Annotated in this window: 18 protein-coding genes and 2 tRNA genes; 7 read left to right on the top strand and 13 right to left on the bottom strand. The window is 63.2% G+C overall.

The genetic code is table 11. The features are described from left to right. Nucleotide 1: 1 nt before the first annotated feature. The 8 genes from SC1_RS08005 to SC1_RS07970 all read right to left on the bottom strand — a co-directional run bounded on the left by SC1_RS08005 (nt 2) and on the right by SC1_RS07970 (nt 8,415). On the bottom strand, nt 2-1,498 hold the full coding sequence (locus tag SC1_RS08005; protein WP_062179839.1) for a long-chain fatty acid--CoA ligase: 1,497 nt from the start codon (nt 1,496-1,498) through the stop codon (nt 2-4). After that, complete coding sequence (locus SC1_RS08000; protein WP_062179835.1) at nt 1,495-2,001, bottom strand: hypothetical protein; 507 nt, start codon at nt 1,999-2,001, stop codon at nt 1,495-1,497. Before SC1_RS08000 ends, SC1_RS08005 begins: the two co-directional genes overlap by 4 nt. Beyond that, nucleotides 1,998-3,089 carry a zinc-binding dehydrogenase gene (locus SC1_RS07995; protein ID WP_238586621.1) on the bottom strand — a complete coding sequence of 364 codons (1,092 nt, stop codon included), beginning with the start codon at nt 3,087-3,089 and terminating at the stop codon, nt 1,998-2,000. The genes SC1_RS08000 and SC1_RS07995 overlap by 4 nt, the downstream gene beginning before the upstream one ends. Beyond that, on the bottom strand, nt 3,086-3,604 hold the full coding sequence (locus SC1_RS07990; protein ID WP_062179832.1) for a cupin domain-containing protein: 519 nt from the start codon (nt 3,602-3,604) through the stop codon (nt 3,086-3,088). The genes SC1_RS07995 and SC1_RS07990 overlap by 4 nt, the downstream gene beginning before the upstream one ends. Before the next feature lie 12 nt (nt 3,605-3,616). Next, entirely contained in the window at nt 3,617-4,411 is a 795-nt protein-coding gene (locus SC1_RS07985; RefSeq protein WP_062179830.1) for an SDR family NAD(P)-dependent oxidoreductase, read from the bottom strand. Next, nucleotides 4,408-5,373 carry an alpha/beta fold hydrolase gene (locus SC1_RS07980; RefSeq protein WP_062183784.1) on the bottom strand — a complete coding sequence of 322 codons (966 nt, stop codon included), beginning with the start codon at nt 5,371-5,373 and terminating at the stop codon, nt 4,408-4,410. The genes SC1_RS07985 and SC1_RS07980 overlap by 4 nt, the downstream gene beginning before the upstream one ends. Nucleotides 5,374-5,390: 17 nt before the next feature. Further along, on the bottom strand, nt 5,391-7,703 hold the full coding sequence (locus SC1_RS07975) for a TonB-dependent receptor (protein ID WP_083435746.1): 2,313 nt from the start codon (nt 7,701-7,703) through the stop codon (nt 5,391-5,393). A 103-nt stretch (nt 7,704-7,806) separates the two neighbouring features. Then, the gene (locus SC1_RS07970; RefSeq protein WP_062179825.1) at nt 7,807-8,415 is read right to left on the bottom strand and encodes a TetR/AcrR family transcriptional regulator; all 609 of its coding nucleotides are present in this window, start codon (nt 8,413-8,415) and stop codon (nt 7,807-7,809) included. Nucleotides 8,416-8,835: 420 nt separating this feature from the next. Here SC1_RS07970 and catB point away from each other — a divergent pair, with 420 nt between their 5' ends. After that, nucleotides 8,836-9,459, top strand: coding sequence for a type B chloramphenicol O-acetyltransferase (gene catB, locus SC1_RS07965; protein ID WP_062183781.1), 624 nt, complete (start codon nt 8,836-8,838; stop codon nt 9,457-9,459). Nucleotides 9,460-9,557: 98 nt separating this feature from the next. On the opposite strand, the gene SC1_RS22140 is transcribed toward catB, so the two are convergent. The 3 genes from SC1_RS22140 to SC1_RS07955 form a co-directional block, all read right to left on the bottom strand. Beyond that, nucleotides 9,558-9,704: a hypothetical protein gene (locus SC1_RS22140; RefSeq protein ID WP_193749132.1), complete on the bottom strand. Its 147-nt coding sequence runs from the start codon at nt 9,702-9,704 to the stop codon at nt 9,558-9,560. Nucleotides 9,705-9,819: 115 nt separating this feature from the next. Then, nucleotides 9,820-9,895: transfer RNA gene (locus SC1_RS07960), tRNA-Ala, on the bottom strand. A 131-nt stretch (nt 9,896-10,026) separates the two neighbouring features. Further along, nucleotides 10,027-10,350, bottom strand: a complete 324-nt coding sequence (locus tag SC1_RS07955) for a TIGR02300 family protein (RefSeq protein ID WP_056370418.1) — start codon at nt 10,348-10,350, stop codon at nt 10,027-10,029. A 124-nt stretch (nt 10,351-10,474) separates the two neighbouring features. Between SC1_RS07955 and aroA the strand changes: the two genes are divergently transcribed. The 4 genes from aroA (at nt 10,475) to SC1_RS07935 (ending at nt 14,912) form a co-directional block, all read left to right on the top strand. Then, nucleotides 10,475-11,815 (top strand): 3-phosphoshikimate 1-carboxyvinyltransferase, encoded by a 1,341-nt coding sequence (gene aroA, locus SC1_RS07950; protein WP_062179822.1) that lies wholly within the window; start codon nt 10,475-10,477, stop codon nt 11,813-11,815. Then, complete coding sequence (locus SC1_RS07945; RefSeq protein WP_062179819.1) at nt 11,812-12,441, top strand: d(CMP) kinase; 630 nt, start codon at nt 11,812-11,814, stop codon at nt 12,439-12,441. The genes aroA and SC1_RS07945 overlap by 4 nt, the downstream gene beginning before the upstream one ends. A 276-nt stretch (nt 12,442-12,717) precedes the next feature. Continuing rightward, nucleotides 12,718-14,430, top strand: a complete 1,713-nt coding sequence (gene rpsA / locus SC1_RS07940; RefSeq protein WP_062179815.1) for a 30S ribosomal protein S1 — start codon at nt 12,718-12,720, stop codon at nt 14,428-14,430. A gap of 203 nt (nt 14,431-14,633) precedes the next feature. Further along, on the top strand, nt 14,634-14,912 hold the full coding sequence (locus SC1_RS07935; RefSeq protein WP_062179812.1) for an integration host factor subunit beta: 279 nt from the start codon (nt 14,634-14,636) through the stop codon (nt 14,910-14,912). A gap of 151 nt (nt 14,913-15,063) precedes the next feature. Here SC1_RS07935 and SC1_RS07930 read toward each other — a convergent pair whose 3' ends face one another. Then, nucleotides 15,064-15,831, bottom strand: coding sequence for an ABC transporter permease (locus tag SC1_RS07930; RefSeq protein ID WP_062179808.1), 768 nt, complete (start codon nt 15,829-15,831; stop codon nt 15,064-15,066). Continuing rightward, complete coding sequence (locus tag SC1_RS07925) at nt 15,828-16,775, bottom strand: ABC transporter ATP-binding protein (RefSeq protein ID WP_062179805.1); 948 nt, start codon at nt 16,773-16,775, stop codon at nt 15,828-15,830. Before SC1_RS07925 ends, SC1_RS07930 begins: the two co-directional genes overlap by 4 nt. Nucleotides 16,776-16,866: 91 nt before the next feature. Here SC1_RS07925 and SC1_RS07920 point away from each other — a divergent pair. After that, nucleotides 16,867-16,952, top strand: a tRNA-Leu gene (locus SC1_RS07920). A gap of 102 nt (nt 16,953-17,054) precedes the next feature. Continuing rightward, nucleotides 17,055-18,548: an ABC transporter substrate-binding protein gene (locus SC1_RS07915; protein WP_062179803.1), complete on the top strand. Its 1,494-nt coding sequence runs from the start codon at nt 17,055-17,057 to the stop codon at nt 18,546-18,548. The last annotated feature ends 17 nt before the right edge of the window (nt 18,549-18,565 follow it).

Below are 18,565 nucleotides of genomic sequence, written 5' to 3'. Positions count from 1 at the left end.
TTCAGGCGCGCAGCCCGGCCTTCAATATCTTGCCTGCCGCCGACAGCGGCAAAGCGCTGCGGAACTCGACCGTCCGCGGACATTTATAAGCCGCAAGCGTGGCGCGCGCATGTGCGATGATATCACCGGCGTCCAATGCCAGCCCGGGTTTCGGGACAATCACCGCATGAACACGCTCGCCCCAGCGCGCATCGGGTAGTCCGACCACGGCGCATTGCGACACGGCCGGATGATCGGCGAGCACAGCTTCGACCTCGACCGAATAGACATTCTCGCCGCCGGTAATGATCATGTCCTTCAGCCGATCGACGATATGGATATAGCCATCCTTGTCCATCCGACCGACATCGCCGGTGTGCATCCAGCCGCCGCGCAGCGCCTCGATGGTTTCGTCGGGCCGGTTCCAATAGCCGGTCATCACCGCTTCGCCGCGCGCGACGATCTCGCCGATTTCGCCGACCGGCACTTCCTTGTCGTTGGCATCGACGATGCGTGCCTCGATCGCCATCACCGCGCGTCCGGCGGAGCGAAGCCGCGCTGGATCGCGGTGGTCGGCAGGCTTCAGCAGCGAAATCGAGCCCGAGGTTTCGGTCATGCCATAGCCCTGCACGAAACCGACGCGCGGCATCGCGGCGATGGCGCGATCCATCAGCGCGGGCGGCATTGGGGCGGCGCCATAATAGATGCGCTCGACACTCGTCAGGTCATGCTCGCCGAAGCGCGGGTGATCGAGCACCGCCTGGAGCATCGTTGGAACGAGGAAGATATCGGTGACGCCCTGCCCCGCAATCGCCGCCATCACCGCCTCGGCCTCAAAGGCGGGCAGGAAGACGTGCCGCCCACCACCGAGCAGGCACGCGAGAAAGCCAGAGATCGCGCCAACATGAAATAGCGGCGCGGTATGCAGCATGCAGGCGCCCGGCGCGGCGTCGCCGGCGCCGGCAAGGCACAGCGCATAGGCCATCAACCCCCGGTGCGAAAGCATCACGCCCTTCGACCGTCCGGTCGTCCCGCCGGTGTAGAGGATCATCGCGAGGTCGTCGCCGTGGCGTAAATGCTCGTCGGCTTCGTCTGCCGCTGCGATCAATTGCTCGAATACCGGGCCGGCCAAAACGACTTCGCGTAGCCCGAGTGCTTCGCGGCGGATGTCGGTCAGCATCGAACGGAAACCCGGATCGACGATCAGCACGGTCGCCCCGCAATCCGAAAGTGCATAGGCGATCTCGCTTGCCGTCCAGCGCGTGTTGAGCGGACAGGCGACTGCCCCTGCCCACAGGCTGCCGAACAGGAAGTCGACGAACAGGTCGCCGTTGGGTGCGAGGAGCGCGACGCGGTCGCCCGGCTTGACGCCCAGCGCGGCAAGCGCGCCGGCGACGCGGCCGGTACGTGACGCGACTTCGGACCATGTGCGTTGCCGCCCGCCATCGACCGTCGCGATCCGGCCTGACGTCTCTCGGGCCGCGCGGTGCAGCGCTTGGGTGATCGCGAGGCCGGTCATGCGAGCGCCGCCGACCGCCGCGCCATCACGATGCGTCCGGCGGTCACGATGCCGCCGAAGTAAAGCGTCGCTGCGACGATCGCCGCCATGACATGCGCGAAGCTCTCGCCCGACTGCAGCAGCGGCGCGGCCATTACGGTCAGATAAAGCATATAGGGCCGGTTGATCAGCAACGGCAGCCAGCCTCGAAGCTGGAAATAGATCGCCGCGACGATCAGCCCGAGCACCGGCAGGGCGCCGGCCAGGCCGCCATGGACCGCGCCATATTGCAGCAGCCACGCCGTCGCCGTCCCGCCGCACGCTCCGACGAGCAAGGGCAGCAGCGCCTTGCCCTCGACCAAATCGACGCTGCCCCAATACCAGAGCAACAGGAAACCGCCGTAGAGCGGCGTAAGCCCGAGCAGGAAGCCGAGAGCGATGAAACCCGCGATGAGCACCACCACTCCGCCGGTGACGACTGCTGCCATCCCGCCGGCCATCGCCGGGGCAGGTTCATCGCTCATCGCCACGGCTCCACGACGATCTTCACCTGATCGCCCGGCGAGGCGAGGCGTTCGAAAGCCGCAGGCGCATCGGCCAGCCCGACCTGATCCGTCAGGAACGCCGATCCATCGATCGCTCCTTCACCAAGCGCGTGCAGCGTGTCGGCGAATTCATCGGGTGAATAAGCCCAGACGAAGCTGAAACGCATCTGCTTGTTGATTCCAAGCACCGGCAGGATGCGATCATCCTCCATGCACGCGCCGACCACGACAATATGCGCGAGCGGCGGTGCCTGTTCGAGCAGATTTTGCAGCATCCCCGGCACGCCAACGCATTCGAAGACGATCGCATCGCGCATCGACCTGCCCGATAGCTGCGCCATCCCGAAGGAAGCCAGAGTTGAGGGGACGTCGAGCGCCTCCCATTGGTCGTGCGGCGATGTCGCGGCGGGATCGACGACGATGTCAGCGCCCAGCTTTTCAGCGCGCGCACGGCGCGCGGGCGAGAAATCGGCGGCGATGATGGGGCCGATGCCACGGCGTTTCAGGGCAACGATCACCGCAAGCCCGATCGGGCCGCAGCCGATCACCATCGCAACGCTGCCCTGCCCCGGATTGGCGACCGCGACGGCATGGGTGCCCACGGACAGCGGCTCGGTGAGCGCGGCAATTTCGGACGGAAGGCCGTTCGGCACGGGTAGCAGGAGCGCCTCGGTGAGCACGACACGCTCGGCGAGCGCGCCGCGGTAGCGAGTCGAAAAGCCGATCAGTTCGGCGCCGAGCGGCCCGAAGGCAAAGGGCGTCGAGACGACGCGCGTTCCTGATGCAAAACGCTTTTCGGTCCCTGGCCCATGATCCAGGATCTCGGCGCAGAATTCATGACCCAGCACCAGATCCTGCGACGGGTCGATCGTATCAGGCGCGCCGCAGCGGCGGCCGATCTCGACGCCATGTTCCAGATGATGGACGGCGTGCAGGTCCGATCCGCATATGCCGCAGGCGAGCGTTTTCGCAACCACCTGCCCCGCCTCCGGCACGACATCGGGAACGTCGGTTACGGTCAGCGCAGCGCCGCGGCGGACCGCCGCGCGCATCGTGGCACCGCTCATTTGGTACCTGCGAGTTCGGTCGGCTTGCGCTGGCCTTCCCAGCCCGGTTTTTCCTTGCGCAGGCCGTCGACAATCTTGTCCCAAAAGGCAGCCGTATTGCCCCGGAAGCGGATATCGAACGCGTCGGCGGTACGAAATTCGAGAACCTCGACGCCCTCAGGCCCGGGCTTGTAGGTATAGGGGACGTCGGTGCCGACATAGAAACCGTCGCCAGGGCCAAGCACTTCGGTGCCAAGCTTTAGCGAGCCCGCGATGATATAATAGAGGCAGTCGGCGTTGTGGCTATGCAGCGGCAGCGGGAAGCCGCTCTTGAACCACGCATAGGTCAGGCTCATCCCCGGCATCGAAAAGAGCAGCCGCACCTCGTTGCCGTCGTCGGCCCCCTCGGCGGTCGCGCGGACGATACCGTCCTCGATCACCGGCGTTATCCCCGAATATTCCATGCACGAGGTTTCGCTGTACGGCGGTGCATCGGCGGCGCGATAGACCTCAAAACTCGGTTTCCTGGCAGTCATCGTCTTATCCTTTCACGCTTCTTGGGCGGCAGCAGCCATGACGTCGCGCAGGTCCGGCTGCCCCGTATGTGCGGTAAGGCCGCCGTCGACGGGGATCGACGCACCGGTGACGCCGCTGGCATCGTCTGAGGCGAGGAACAGCGCGACCGATGCAATCTCCTCCGGACGCGCGAAGCGGCCCGACGGCACGATCCTTTCCCATTCGGCGCGCAGCCCTTCGATCGCGTCGACGCCGCTTGTCAGCAGCGGGGTATCGACCGGGCCGGGGCAGATCGCGTTGGCGCGGATATTGTCGCGCGCATGGTCGATCGCGAGGCAGCGGGTGTAGTTGATCACCCCGGCCTTCGCTGCGTTGTAAGCCGTGAAGCCATAGTCGGCTGCCATGCCCGATGCCGAGGCGGTGTTGACGATCGCCCCGCCCCCGCGCGCCTTCAGATGCGGGATGATGGCACGGCAGGCGTAGAAGACTGCGTCGAGATTTACGGCGATGCAGCGCCGCCACTGCTCGATGTCCATATCGGGAGTCAGCCCGAAATTGCCGACCCCGGCATTATTGAAGAGGATGTCGATCCCGCCGAAGCGCTCGACCGTCTTCTCGGCGAGCGGATCGAAGGCCTCGGCATCGGCAACGTCGACCAGTTCGCAAGCCGCCTGCGGGCCGAGTTCGGCCGCGAACACCGCTGCCCGTTCGACGTCGAGTTCGGCGATCATCACAGATCCGCCTTCCGCGACGAAGCGACGCACAAATGCCGCCCCGATACCGGATGCGCCGCCAGTGACGATCGCGGCCTTGCCTGCAAATCTCATTGCGTCTGTCCTTCTTTCTCTTGATGCAGCCAGGCCAAAAGCGCTGCCGTTACCGCCTCGGGCCGCTCTTGCTGTGTCCAATGCCCGCAACCCTCGAGAAGGATCGCATCGGACAGGTTAGGTACTTGGGCCCGCATCGCTGCGATCATGTCGAGGCCGGGCAGCATTGACAGCACAAGGTCGCGCGTGCCGCCGATATAGAGCGCCGGCTGATCGATCACCCTTCCGCGCCATGGCTCCAGATAGGCGACATCGCGGTGCTGGTTGCGATAACGGTTGAGCGGCCCGCGCAGACCGCTCGCGCGAAACTCGGTGGTCAGATACGCGATGTCCGCATCGGGCAGCCACGCGGGAAAGGGATCGGGATCGGGTAATCCGTCGAGCAGGCGGGAATCGGCGGACCGCTCGTCGCCCAAACCGTCGGGAGCTTCCCCCGCCAGCCAGAAATAGAAACGGCGGATAAAGCCGTCGAGGTCAGCCTCCGCTTCCGCTTCCGCGATACCGGGCGTCTGGAAATAGTCCTGATAGAAAAAGCGTCCCCGATCCGAATAGACGGGCTTTAGGGCATCTATCAAAGCGACCTCGGCGACGCCGATGAACGGCACCGACAGCGCAGCGACCGCGCTGACCCGGTCGGGGTGCAGCAGCGCAGTATGCCAGACCAGATACGCACCCCAGTCATGACCGATCAAAATGCCGGGCCGGCCTTCGCCCATTGCATCCACGACGCCCGCGATATCGGCCGTCATGCTTTCCAGATCATAGGATTCGACGGCATCCGGCTTGTCGCTGCCCCCGTATCCGCGGCAATCGATGGCGCATACACGGTAGCCCGCCGCCGCGATCGGTCCGATCTGGTGCCGCCAGGCCGCCCAGCTTTCGGGAAAGCCATGCACAAGCACCACCAACGGCCCTTCGCCGGCTATCGCCGCGCGCAGGTTGATGCCGTTGGTGGCTATCATGTGGAAGGCGGGTTGGATCACAGACGCCAACCGACCGAGATGCCATAGGTCGCGGGGCGGCCCGCCATGCGCCATGCGGTGTCGGCCTGGAAGGTAGAGTTCCAGTAATATTCGTTGAAGATGTTGCGCCCCCAAAGCTGGACGCGCAACTTGCCGTCCTCGGTCTCGACACCCGCGCGCACGTCGACAAGCGTCCGGGCGTTTATCCGCAGGATCGCGGGATCGCCGAAGGTCGAGTTGGTCGCGCTGTTGTAGTTGACGTTGGTGCCGATCACAGCGTTCCAGCGATCGCTGACGGGCCATTTATACTGGACGTCGGCGGTCGCCTGCCACTTCGGGGTGAACGGGAATGCCGAACCTTCGTAATCGGCGAAGACTCCGGTGCCGTTATAGCCCGTGAATTCGTCGATGCGGCTCTTCACATAGGTGCCTGACAGGTTCGCCGTCAGCCCCTGCACCGGCCGCCAGTCGATCGCCGCCTCGACACCATAGATGTGCGAGGTGGGGATGTTGACGAGCCGTTCGAGCAGCCCGAAGATCGGGTCGAGAATGCGGCCGCGGACCTGCTTGTCCGAATAATCGTAGTAGAAGCCCGCGGCATTGAACTGCAGCGTGCGATCAGCGAGCGGCAGTTTGAACCCGGCTTCATAGGCGAGCAACGATTCCTGCGTCGCAGGCAGGAATCCGGTGAAGGACGATGCCGGCACCGTCGGGAACCCGCCCGCTTTCCACCCGCGGGAGATGTTCGCATAGACGATCGCGCGGTTGTCGAACGTATAGGTCAGCCCGCCACGCCATGAGATATTATCCTGCTTTAGTTCATCGACGACCAGCGAAGGCTGGAATGCGGGACTGAAGGTCAGGCAGCCGCCGGCCGGGATCGGCGTGATCGGCGGCGCGCCGGTGAACAATTCGGTCAGCACGTTGAAGCTCAAATAGGTCGTGCCGTCGCCATCATAGCCGCAGCCGTTGAAACTGCGCTCGTTGCGCGTGTAGCGGATGCCGCCCTGCGCGGTGAGGTTCGGCGTCAGATCATATTCGAGATTCGCATAGCCCGCATAAGTGGTCACCTTCTGATTGGTAAACACCGCCGATACGGTCAGGATCGGCAGGCCGGGGATGATGACGTTGCTGCTGAGATCGTTCGTGAAGAGGATCTGCTGCTCGCCTGCCTTATCGTGCGAATAATTGGCGCCGAGAATCCAGCGCGCGTCGCCGCTGGTGCCGGTCAGCCGCAGTTCCTGGAAGAAGCTCTTCACATTGCCCGGCGTATAGCTGTCGAGCTGGCGCCACTGCGTCGCGTCGAGATCCTGCGTCGCGTCCGTGTTGAATTCGATCCATGAGGTGATCGACGTCAGGCGAACATCGTCCGACACGTCGAGATCGGCGCGCAGCGAGGCCTGGTAGAAATCATCGTCGCGGCGCATCGGGGTCTGCGCCGACCAGTTGGCGGCACGCGCATTCTCCGGCGCCAGCGGCGTCGCGAGCACATAGGGATAGGCGCCGGCCGGGTTATAGGGCGTGTGCGCGGTCAGCTGCGGCGCCTGCACGTCCGACTTGTCGCGCCACCCGTTGAGGTTAAGCGTGAATTCGAGCGTGTCGGTCGGGTTCCAGACAACGAGCGCGCGCCCCGCGATGCGGCGGGCGCTGCCCAGCTTGTCGTTCCGCGTGTAATTCTGCTGCCAGGCTCCGCCTTCGTCGACCCGCGCGCTCAGGCGCACACCGAGTGTGTCAGTCAGCGGCGCACTGACAAAGCCCGACAGTTCGAACGCGTTGAAACGGCCGAAACTCGCATCAGCCCCGGCCTCGAATTCGCTGCCTGGTTTGGCGGATATATAGTTGATCGCGCCGCCGGTCGCGTTCTGGCCGTAGAGCGTGCCCTGCGGCCCTTTCAGCACCTCGACGCGCGACAGGTCGAGCGCGGCGCCCTGCGTCAGGATCGCGAAAGGCAGCGGCACTTCGTCGACATAGACGCTGACTGCGGGCGACGCCGCGAGCGTCGATTCGTAGAAGCCGACGCCGCGTATCGTATAGACCGGGGTTGCGATCTGACTCTGGGTAAAGGTCAGACCGGGAACGATCTTGGCGAGGTCGGCAACGGTGCTGATGCCCTGCGCGGTGAGTTGGTCGCCGCCGATGGCGGTGATCGACATCGGGACCGAGTTCAGCGACTGTTCGCGGCGCTGCGCGGTGACGATGATTTCGCTTGCATTTTCGGCCGTCGTTTCGGCGCTGTCCGCCTCCGCCGTCTGTGCCACTACCGGGGTAGCAATTACAGATCCGGCAAAAGCCACGCCTGCCAACAGGCGCGCCGCAAGTCCCTTGGGCATCTCTCTCTCCTTTTTGGAGTCGGCTTATCTGGTTGCCGACTTTCCTTCAGGAAATCAGATTGCCCAAAACTAGTCAAGTACGACTAATCAAGTTTGCCTATTTTTATTTTTCGCGGCCCCTTGCCGCAAGATTGGCGCAAAACCGACGGTGTCGTTCCTTCATCCGTTCGATCGCGGCGATGATCATCGGACGCGACTGGTTCACGCTATTCTCGATGATCAGCCCGCGCACGCTCGCGATCAGCAGCCAGCCGTGCGGAACCAGCGCCTCGGCATCGGCGAAGCCCGCCTCCCGTGCGAGCTTGATGAACTCGTCGTGGATCTCCTGTTCGACCCTGCTTGTGACCGGCTGCAATCCGTCGAGCAGTTCGCGATCCCAACGCGCCGCCAGCAGGATATCAGTCAACGCAAGCCCCTCAGGCTGCGAATGCGTTTCCCAAGAGATGCGCGCATAGTCGGACAATCGCTCGAACGGATCTTCGATTGCCTCGGCCATGCTGCGGGCCGCTTCCATGACGCCGCGCATCGCTCGCTCGGCGGTCGCCACCATTAACGCCACGCGGTTGGGGAACTGGTGAAGTACCGAGCCGCGGCTCAGCGCGGCCTCGGCCATAACATGCTCGATCGTGGTCGCAGTAAAACCCGCGCGCACGATGCATTTGATCGTCGCGTCGAGGATTTTTTCCCGCGTGTCGATGCCGCGTCGCGTCATTCGGCGCGACCGACCGGCAACAGGAATAGAAGTCACATCGCTCATAGGACCATTTGGCTGCGCAGCGTCAAAACGTCAAACTCGGTCGATGTCTGTCAGACGAACATTCCGGACTGGCCTTTAGCTGGCCGTCCGCTTTCCCATAGGATCAGCGAAAGCGAAGATCGCTGACCGCTCAGCCGTCGCCGCCGCATCGAACGCATATCGGCCGCACCCAGCTATCGGGAGTGTGCCAATAGCTTGCCCGGCTTCGGCGTGCTCGATAAGGAGGTCCGATGAAATCGGCCCCCTGTACCATCTAACCGCCTCCCGCACGAAGATGTGTGGAGTAACGAAGGCGCGCCGATCCGGCCGCGCCTGCGGATGTTGCACGGCTTGAACAGCCGCCGGCGCACAGAGCCGGTTTCATCGGACGATTTCATGACCAATTATTTCGATAGCCCCTTCAAGGGGATCACGCTCGACAAACAAGTCACGCATCCCAATATCCGCGTGGGTCGATACAGCTATTATTCGGGCTATTATCACGGCCATAGCTTCGACGATTGCGCCCGCTTTCTTCTCCCCGACGACGATGCAGACAAGCTTGTCATCGGCAGTTTCTGTTCAATCGGGTCGGGCGCCGCCTTTATCATGGCGGGCAATCAGGGACACCGGAACGACTGGATCAGCACATTTCCCTTTTTCTGGATGCCGGAGGTGCCTGCATTCGAAGATGCGCTCAACGGCTTCACTGCTGCGGGCGACACAGTGATTGGCAACGACGTCTGGATCGGCTCCGAAGCCATCGTCATGCCGGGGGTCACCATCGGGGACGGCGCCGTCATCGGCACTCGAGCCGTCGTGACGCGCGACGTCGCGCCTTATACGATTGTCGGAGGAAATCCTGCGCGTCCGATCCGAAAGCGTTTCAGTGACGAAGACATCCTCCGGCTCGCCGAGATGCAATGGTGGAACTGGTCCGATGAGGATCTCAAGAGCGCTATGACATTGCTGACCGCTGGCAACGTCGAAAGCCTCTATAAGCACTTTTCTGCGAAGTAACTGCCGATGAACGACAAGGGTGGAAATGGGTCGACCCGTTTCCACCCACCCCCCGGCCGTGACTGGCCGAAACTTGCCTGGACGCAGAACAAACAGCTTCAAGCCAGCGCGATCAATGGCGAACTGTCGGCAAGGTCCCAAGCTCCGGCATCCACAATAGAGCTTGAACGAACGTCGGCTTTCACGAAAGCAATAGAAGCAGATGTCGCCTCAAACTGCACATCGGCGCGATTTTCGAGAATCAAGGCGGACTTCAGATAGAAGGCAGGCCGATCTCAAAAGACACTTAAATCAAAGCGTTGGGATAAAGGTGGGATTTTCCACAGAAAATCTAGCTACATCATTGATATAGCGAGGAAATGGTGGAGCCTAGCGGGATCGAACCGCTGACCTCCTGCATGCCATGCAGGCGCTCTCCCAGCTGAGCTAAGGCCCCGTACCATTTCATCGTGCCGCCCTGGCCAATCATGTTGGCTGCGACCGGGACGCCGCCTTTAGCAGCGCCGTCGGGTGATGCAAGGGGCCAAATGCATCTTGCGATGCCTTTTTGACCCCCCGCTCAGAAAATCAGGTTTCGACGTCGTCGTCGTCCGCGGTCGCGACGCCCAGATCGTCGTCGCCGCCGAGGTCGACGTCATTGTCGGGAGAATCGCTATCCTCGTCGACATCGACGTCCAGATCCAGATCCTCGTCGACGCCTTCTTCCTTGACGACCTTACCGGGCTTTTCGATCTGCTCGAACGGCATCGGCTGCTTCGATTTCAGAACCGATTCCGGAATCCAGTTGTAACCGCAATTGATGCAGTTGATCGGATCATCCTTGGTCAAATCATAGAATCGGGTTGCGCATTTCGGGCAGCTACGCTTCGTGCCCCATTCAGCCTTGATCATATATGCCTCGTAACCCTTTGGAACAGGATAAAAATATCGGAAGAGCGACGGAATTTGAATAGCTATCCGTCAAATCGGCGTGCGCCTTGCCAGATTGCAAGGCCGCTGTCAAAAGCCGCACGCCATGACCGATCAAACCGCCACGCCGCGCAGCTTTTCTGCTTCCGTTCCGCTTAAAGGTAGGATCGCGATTCCGGGTGACAAGAGCATCTCGCACCGCTCGTTGATGCTGTCGGCGCTCGCAGTCGGCGAAAGCCGCGTCACCGGCTTGCTCGAAGGGCATGACGTGCTCGCCACCGCCGCCGCGATGCGCGCGATGGGGGCGACGATCGAACGCCGGGACGACGGCGAATGGCGCATTCATGGCGTCGGCGTCGGCGGGCTCCTTCAACCTCGGGAAGCTCTCGACATGGGGAACAGCGGCACCTCGACCCGCCTGCTCATGGGCCTTGTCGCGAGCCATCCGATCACCACGACCTTTATTGGCGACGCCAGTCTGTCCGGCCGCCCGATGGGCCGCGTCATCGACCCGCTTTCGCAGATGGGCGCCGACATCAGCGCTTCGCCGGGCGCCAAAGGGACCAAGACTCTGCCGCTGATGGTACGCGGCCTCGCGCCCGCCATCCCCCTTTCCTATCGCCTCCCCGTCGCCTCGGCGCAGGTGAAGAGCGCGATCCTGCTCGCGGGTCTCAACACGCCGGGGATCACCGAAGTGATCGAACCCGTGCCCACGCGCGACCATAGTGAACGCATGCTGCGCGGCTTCGGGGCCGAGCTGACGGTCGAGTTGGGCGGCAACGGTACGCGCCATATCCGCATTCGCGGCGAGGCCGAACTTAAACCGCAGACGATCGTCGTCCCCGGCGACCCCTCGTCCGCGGCATTTTTCATCGTCGCCGCGCTCGTCGTCCCCGGTTCGGATGTCCTCATTGCCAATGTCGGTCTTAATCCCACACGCGCAGGTCTGGTCGAAGTCCTGCGGCAGATGGGCGGCGACATCGAACTTGTCGATGCGCGCGAAGTCGGCGGCGAACCCGTCGCCGACCTTCGCGTTCGATACAGCAGCCTCAAGGGCATCGAGGTCGATCCCGCGGTCGCGCCAAGCATGATCGACGAATTTCCGATCCTCTTCGTCGCCGCAGCGCTCGCCCAAGGCCGCACGGTTACCACGGGGCTCGACGAACTGCGCGTCAAGGAAAGCGACCGCATTGCCGTAATGGCCACGGGCCTCAAGGCGATCGGAGCGCGCGTCGAAGAGACCGAGGACGGACTGATCATCGACGGCACGGGCGGCGACCCGCTGCCCGGCGGCGCGACCATCGCGGGCCATCTCGACCACCGTATCTGCATGAGCTTCGCGATCGCGGGCCTCGTCAGCAAGGCAGCCGTGACGATCGACGACATCGCCCCGGTAGCGACCAGCTTCCCCAATTTCGAGGAACTGCTGGCCGGACTCCAGCAATGATCATCGCAGTCGATGGCCCCACCGCGTCGGGCAAGGGCACACTCGCGCGCCAGCTTGCCGAACATTTCGGCTTGCCCGTACTCGACACCGGGCTCCTTTATCGCGCGGTCGGTTACCAGACGCAGCTGAACCATGGTGATGCAGACAGTGCCGCCGATGCTTTGGCTGCCTGCGACTTCCCCGACAGCCTGCTGGACGATCCCGCGCTGCGCTTCGAAACCACCGGCGGGCTCGCCAGCCGCGTGTCGGTCCACCCACAGGTCCGCGCCGCGCTGTTCGAACGGCAGGTCGAATTCGCGAACCAGCCCGGCGGCGCAGTGCTCGACGGCCGCGACATCGGCACGGTGATTGCGCCGCACGCCGACGCCAAGCTGTTCGTCACCGCCAGCCCCGAAGAACGCGCGCGGCGCCGCCATGCCGAGATGGTGGGGCGCGGCGTTACCGTAAGCTTCGAAGCCGTACTCGCCGACGTTCACGCCCGTGACGCGCGCGATACCGGCCGCGCCGACGCGCCGCTGATGCGCGCGCCGGACGCCATGCTGCTCGACAACACGGACATGGACCGGGACGCAGCACTCGCCGCCGCCATCGCTTTCATCGAGGAGCGCCGCAAGGCGCGCGGCTGAGACCGGCTTTCCACCTTGCTTTTAAGGGGGGTGCGCACTATACGCGCGCCGTCCGACGGGCATTTTGCCGGTCGAGGCACGGACAAACCGCCGCTCTTACCCGAGCGTCGGGCGCGATGGAGCTGATCCGTCGCGCCCCTTTTGCTTTGCCCCTGCCTTGTCCTGCCAAAGGTTCGAAGGATGTCTTGCCTCGCATCCGGCGGGCAGGACGGATCGGCCACAAGACCAGCGGAACCAACCGCTTGGCCGGAACAAATGAAGTAAGGAAAACACTCTATGGCCTCTACGGCTTTTCCGTCGCGCGACGATTTCGCCGCGATGCTCGACGAATCGCTGGGTGGTGCTGATGGCGGCTTTGAAGGCCGCGTCGTCAAGGGCACCGTGACCGCGATCGAAAACGACCTGGCAGTGATCGACATTGGTTTGAAGAGCGAAGGCCGCGTGCCGCTTCGCGAATTCGCCATGCCGGGCCAGAAGGCCGACATCAACGTCGGTGACGAAGTCGAAGTCTATGTCGACCGCGTCGAAAACGCCAATGGCGAAACCATGCTGTCCCGCGATCGCGCCCGCCGCGAAGCCGCCTGGGACCGCCTGGAAGAAGAATTCAACAAGGAAGCACGCGTCGAAGGCGTCATCTTTGGCCGCGTCAAGGGCGGCTTCACCGTCGACCTCGGCGGCGCCGTTGCGTTCCTTCCGGGTTCGCAGGTCGACATCCGCCCCGTGCGCGACGTTGGCCCGCTCATGGACCTGCCGCAGCCCTTCCAGATCCTCAAGATGGATCGCCGCCGCGGCAATATCGTCGTCTCGCGTCGCGCCATCCTCGAGGAAACGCGCGCCGAACAGCGTTCGGGCCTGATCCAGAACCTCGAAGAAGGCCAGATCATCGAAGGCGCAGTCAAGAACATCACCGATTACGGTGCGTTCGTCGACCTCGGCGGCATCGACGGCCTGCTCCATGTCACCGACATGAGCTACAAGCGCGTCAACCACCCGAGCGAAGTCATCAACATCGGTGACACCGTCCGCGTCCAGATCATCCGCATCAACCGCGACACGCAGCGCATCAGCCTTGGCATGAAGCAGCTCGAAAGCGATCCGTGGGAAGGCGTCGCCGCCAAGTACCCCGTCGGTGCGAAGCTCTCGGGCACTGTCACGAACATCACCGACTACGGCGCGTTCGTCGAACTCGAAGCGGGCATCGAAGGCCTGGTCCACGTCAGCGAAATGTCGTGGGTCAAGAAGAACGTCCACCCGGGCAAGATCGTTTCGACCAGCCAGGAAGTCGACGTCATCGTCCTCGAAGTCGACAGCGACAAGCGCCGCATTTCGCTCGGCCTCAAGCAGGCCCAGTCGAACCCCTGGGGTGCTTTCGCTGAAGCTCACCCGGTCGGCTCGGTCGTCGAAGGCGAAGTCAAGAACGCGACCGAATTCGGTCTGTTCGTCGGCCTGCCGGGCGACGTCGACGGCATGGTTCACATGTCGGACATCGCTTGGGGCATCTCGGGCGAAGAAGCGCTGCACCTCCACCGCAAGGGCGAGGCCGTGCAGGTCGTCGTTCTCGACGTCGACGTCGAGAAGGAACGCATCAGCCTCGGCATCAAGCAGCTTGAAAAGGGTGCTCCGGCCGTTGGTGGCGGTACCGCTGCCGTCGGTTCGCTGAAGAAGAACGACGTCGTCACCGTCTCGGTCCTCGAAGTTCGCGACAACGGCCTCGAAGTTCAGGCTGGCGAAGATGGCGCCACCGGCTTCATCAAGCGCGCCGATCTTGGCCGCGATCGCGACGAACAGCGCGCCGAACGTTACCAGGTCGGTCAGAAGTTCGATGCGATGGTCATCGGCTTCGACCGTTCGAAAAAGCCGAACTTCTCGGTCAAGGCGATGCAGATCGCCGAAGAGAAGGAAGCGGTTGCTCAGTACGGTTCGTCGGACTCGGGTGCGTCGCTCGGCGACATCCTCGGCGAAGCGCTGAAGGCCGGCAAGAAGGATTAATTTCCTCTTCCCTCGCTCACGCGAAACAAAAGGCCCGCAGAGTGTCCCTCTGCGGGCCTTTTTCTTTCGGTGATATATTTTGACCGGACAGTGATTCGTGATACCTTCTGCGCGCGTTGGGAGGGGTCTCGCGCACAATGGACCGGCAACGACCGGAACTGCTTCGGCAGGAAATGCGTGGCTATACATAATAGGGGAAGCAGATGATCCGGTCAGAACTGGTTCAGAAGATCGCGAGCGAAAACAGCGATTTGCGGCTAGAGGAAGTCGAGCGCATCGTTGACACATTCTTCGATTCCATCGTCGATCAGCTCGCCTCGGGCGGGCGTGTCGAACTGCGTGGCTTCGGCGCCTTCTCCACCCGATCGCGCGAGTCGCGCGTCGGACGCAATCCCCGAACAGGGGCCTCCGTCGATGTGAAGGCGAAGAGCGTGCCCTATTTCAAACCGGGCAAGGAAATGCGCGAACGCCTGAACGGCTGAATTTTCCGCATTTGCTAGCTGTCATTCCGGCGCAGGCCGGATTCTCGTCGGCGCGTCAATAGAATGCCATGAGATCGTGTTTCGGAGCCACGTGCCTTCCGAACACCCTGCGCCGTGATGACGAAGTCGGTAAAGTCTATGGACTGCCGGCTCAGTTCTTAAGCCGGTATCCCGTCCGGAACATCCAGAAAATCACACCGAGGCACAGCGCCAGGAACAGCGCGACCGCGCTCATGCTGACTTCGATCCCGACGTCGCCCTTGCCGAAGAAGGTCCAGCGGAACCCGCTGATCAGATAGACGACGGGATTGAACAGCGTGATCGTCCGCCAGGCGGCAGGCAGCATGTCGAGCGAGTAAAAAGCGCCGCCCAGAAAGGTGAGCGGATAGATGACCAGCATCGGGATCACCTGAAGCTGCTCGAAGCTTTGCGCCCAGATGCCGATGATGAAGCCGAACAGGCAGAATGTCACCGCCATCAGGATCATGAAGGCGACCATCAGCAGCGGGTGCGCGACCTGCACGTCGACGAAAAGGTGCGCGGTCGCAAAGATGATCGAGCCGATGACCACCGACTTGGTCGCCGCGGCGCCGACATAGGCGATGACCGTCTCCAGCGGCGACAGCGGCGCCGACAGCATTTCGTAGATCGTCCCCGTCCATTTGGGCATATAGATGCCGAACGAGGCGTTGCTGATGCTCTCGGTGAACATCGTGAGCATCATCAGCCCAGGCACGATGAACGCGCCATAGGGGACATTGCTGACCTCGGTCATCCGGCTGCCGATCGCCGATCCGAAGACGACGAAATAGAGCGCGGTGGTGATCACCGGCAACATCAGGCTGGTCCAGAAGGTGCGGCCGAAGCGCGCCATTTCAAAGGCATAGATTGCGCGCACACCGCGCCAGTTCGCGGTCATGCGGCTTCTCCCTTCGCACCGTTCGAATCATGCACCAGCCCGACGAAAATATCCTCGAGCGAGCTTTGGCGCGTGTGCAGATCCTTGAACTGAACGCCGATGTCGGTCATCCGCCTGAGCAACGAAGGCACCCCCGTCGCCTCGGCGCGGCTGTCGAATTCATACACCAGCTCATTGCCGTCGCCCGTCAGTTCGAGCTTCCACTGCGCCAGCTCTTCGGGGATCGCCGCGAGCGGTTCGACAAGGTTGAGCGTCAGCGTCTTACGCCCCAGCTTCTTGATCAGTTCGTCCTTCTGTTCGACGAGGATCAGCCGCCCGCCGGTGATCACACCGACGCGGTCAGCCATTTCCTCGGCCTCCTCGATATAGTGCGTCGTGAGGATGATCGTGACGCCGCGTTCGCGAAGCCCGCGCACCATGTTCCACATATCGCGGCGAAGCTCGACGTCGACGCCCGCGGTCGGTTCGTCGAGGAACAGGATTTCGGGCTCGTGTGACAGCGCCTTCGCGATCATCACGCGGCGCTTCATCCCGCCCGACAATTCCATGATCTTCGCCGAGCGCTTGTCCCACAGCGACAGATCGCGCAGCAATTGCTCGATGAACGCCGGATCCTTGGGCTTGCCGAACAGCCCGCGCGAGAAGCTGACGGTCGCCATCACACTCTCGAACGCGTCGGTGTGCAATTCCTGCGGCACCAGCCCGATCATCGTCCGCGCCGCGCGATAGCCCTGGGCATGGTCGTGCCCGCCGACGATCACCGTCCCGCTGCTCGCCGTCACGATCCCGCAAACGATGCTGATCAGCGTCGTCTTCCCCGCACCGTTCGGCCCGAGCAGCGCGAAAATCTCGCCCTTGTTGATCGTCAGGTCGACATCGCTCAGCGCCTTGTGACCGCTTTTATATGTTTTTCCGAGACCGGAAATTTCGAGGACTGGAGTCATGGCACGGCATCTAGCCGAGCCACAGCATGGCGTGAAGCGTCAAACATCGCTTGACCTCCATCGGTCCATCGGCTTGACCGGCGTCGGTCACGCGGACGTGGCGAAATCGGTAGACGCAGCAGACTTAAAATCTGCCATCCTCTGGGTATGCGGGTTCAAGTCCCGCCGTCCGCACCAGACAGAAATCGGAAGTGACCCCCGCCACCTTATTTGGTCGGCGGATAATCGGCCGATATAGGGCATGGCCTTGCGCCGCGCCCCGTCCTAGGGTGCTGCGCAATGCCTTTCGTCCGTCCCGCCGCCGCCCTGCTGCTCGCCGCATCCGCCCCGTTCGCGCTGACCGGCTGCGGCTTGTTCGGCGAACGCGGCCCGGTCAAGATCGCCGCAATCGGCACGCTCAATCCCTCCGCGACCCCGCTCAATGGCGAGCTGTCTTCCGCCAATGCCGCGCTGCTCGATGCGACATCGCAGGGCCTCGTCAGCTATGACGGCGAAGGCCAGATCGACACCGGCCTCGCAGATCGCTGGACCGTAACGACCGACGGGCGCAGCTATATCTTCCGCCTGCGCGAGGCCAAATGGACGAATGGTCGCAAGGTGACGGCCGAGGATGTCGCCGCGATCCTGCGGTCCTATCTGGCTCCCGCGAGCCGGCATGTGCTGAAGAACGACTTTCCCGAGGTCGATACGATCAAGGCGATGACCGATACCGTCATCGAAATCCGCCTTGCAGTGCCGCAGCCCGCGATCCTCGAACTGCTCGCGCAGCCCTCGATGGCGATCGTCAACAAGGGCATGGGTTGGGGCCCGATGCGCGCGCGCAAGATCGGCCGCGCAGTGCTGCTTTCGCCCGTTCCCGATCCACTTGCCGAAGACCCCGAGGCGGCCGAAGCAGCCGCAAACGACCCCGCCGCCTCGATCGAACTCACCGGCACCTCGCCCGCCGGGGCGCTTGCGCGGTTCAAGAATGGCTATGCCGACGGTGTCGTCGGCGGCCGCTTTTCGACCCTGCCCTATTTCGCCGCGTCGAACATCGGCCGATCGCGCCTGGTCGTCGACCCGGTCCCCGGCCTGTTCGGTCTGTCGTTCGTTCGCGCCGAAGGCTTCCTTGCGACCGACGCCAACCGCGACGCGCTGGTCCGCGCAATTCGTCGCGAGCGATTGATCGAAGCTTTCGGGCTCGCCGAATGGCAACCGCAGGTCACGCTCCGCCCGGCACTTTATGCACGCGATGGCGGCCCCGCACCACTCGTGCCCGCCTGGGCAGAATATGACGAGGCCTCGCGGATCGCGCAGGCAAAGCGCGCCGTCGACGCCTGGCGCGCCGCCGGGCGTGCGATCGAGCCGCTGCGCATCGCGGTTCCCGACACCCCCGGCGGTCGCATCCTTTTTGCTTATGTGTCGGCCGACTTTAAGGCGGTCGGTGTGCCAAGTCAGCGCGTCGCGATGGCGGCAACCGCCGACCTCCGGCTCATCGACGAAGTTGCGCCGAACGACGATGCGCTGTGGGCGCTGCGCCGCCTGTCGTGCCGCCGCGATACGCTCTGCAACCGGGAGGCGCAGGAGCTGATCGACCAGGCGACGGTCAATATCGACGCCGGCCAGCGTCGGGTTCAGGTTAGCGAGGCCGAAGCGGTGCTCGGACGCTATGCCCCTTTCATTCCGCTCGCGACTCCGCTGCGTTGGTCTGTCGCGTCCCAGCGCCTGACGGGCCTCCGCGCAAATGGCCGCGCGCAGCACCCATTGAATCATGTGATTGCCTTACCTAACTAATACAGCGGCGCTGCAAG

Origin of the sequence: Sphingopyxis sp. C-1, from assembly GCF_001047015.1 — a bacterium.
Taxonomy (GTDB): Bacteria; Pseudomonadota; Alphaproteobacteria; order Sphingomonadales; family Sphingomonadaceae; genus Sphingopyxis.
Note: the sequence above shows the minus strand (reverse complement) of the source record. Positions and strands in the feature narration are given on the sequence as shown.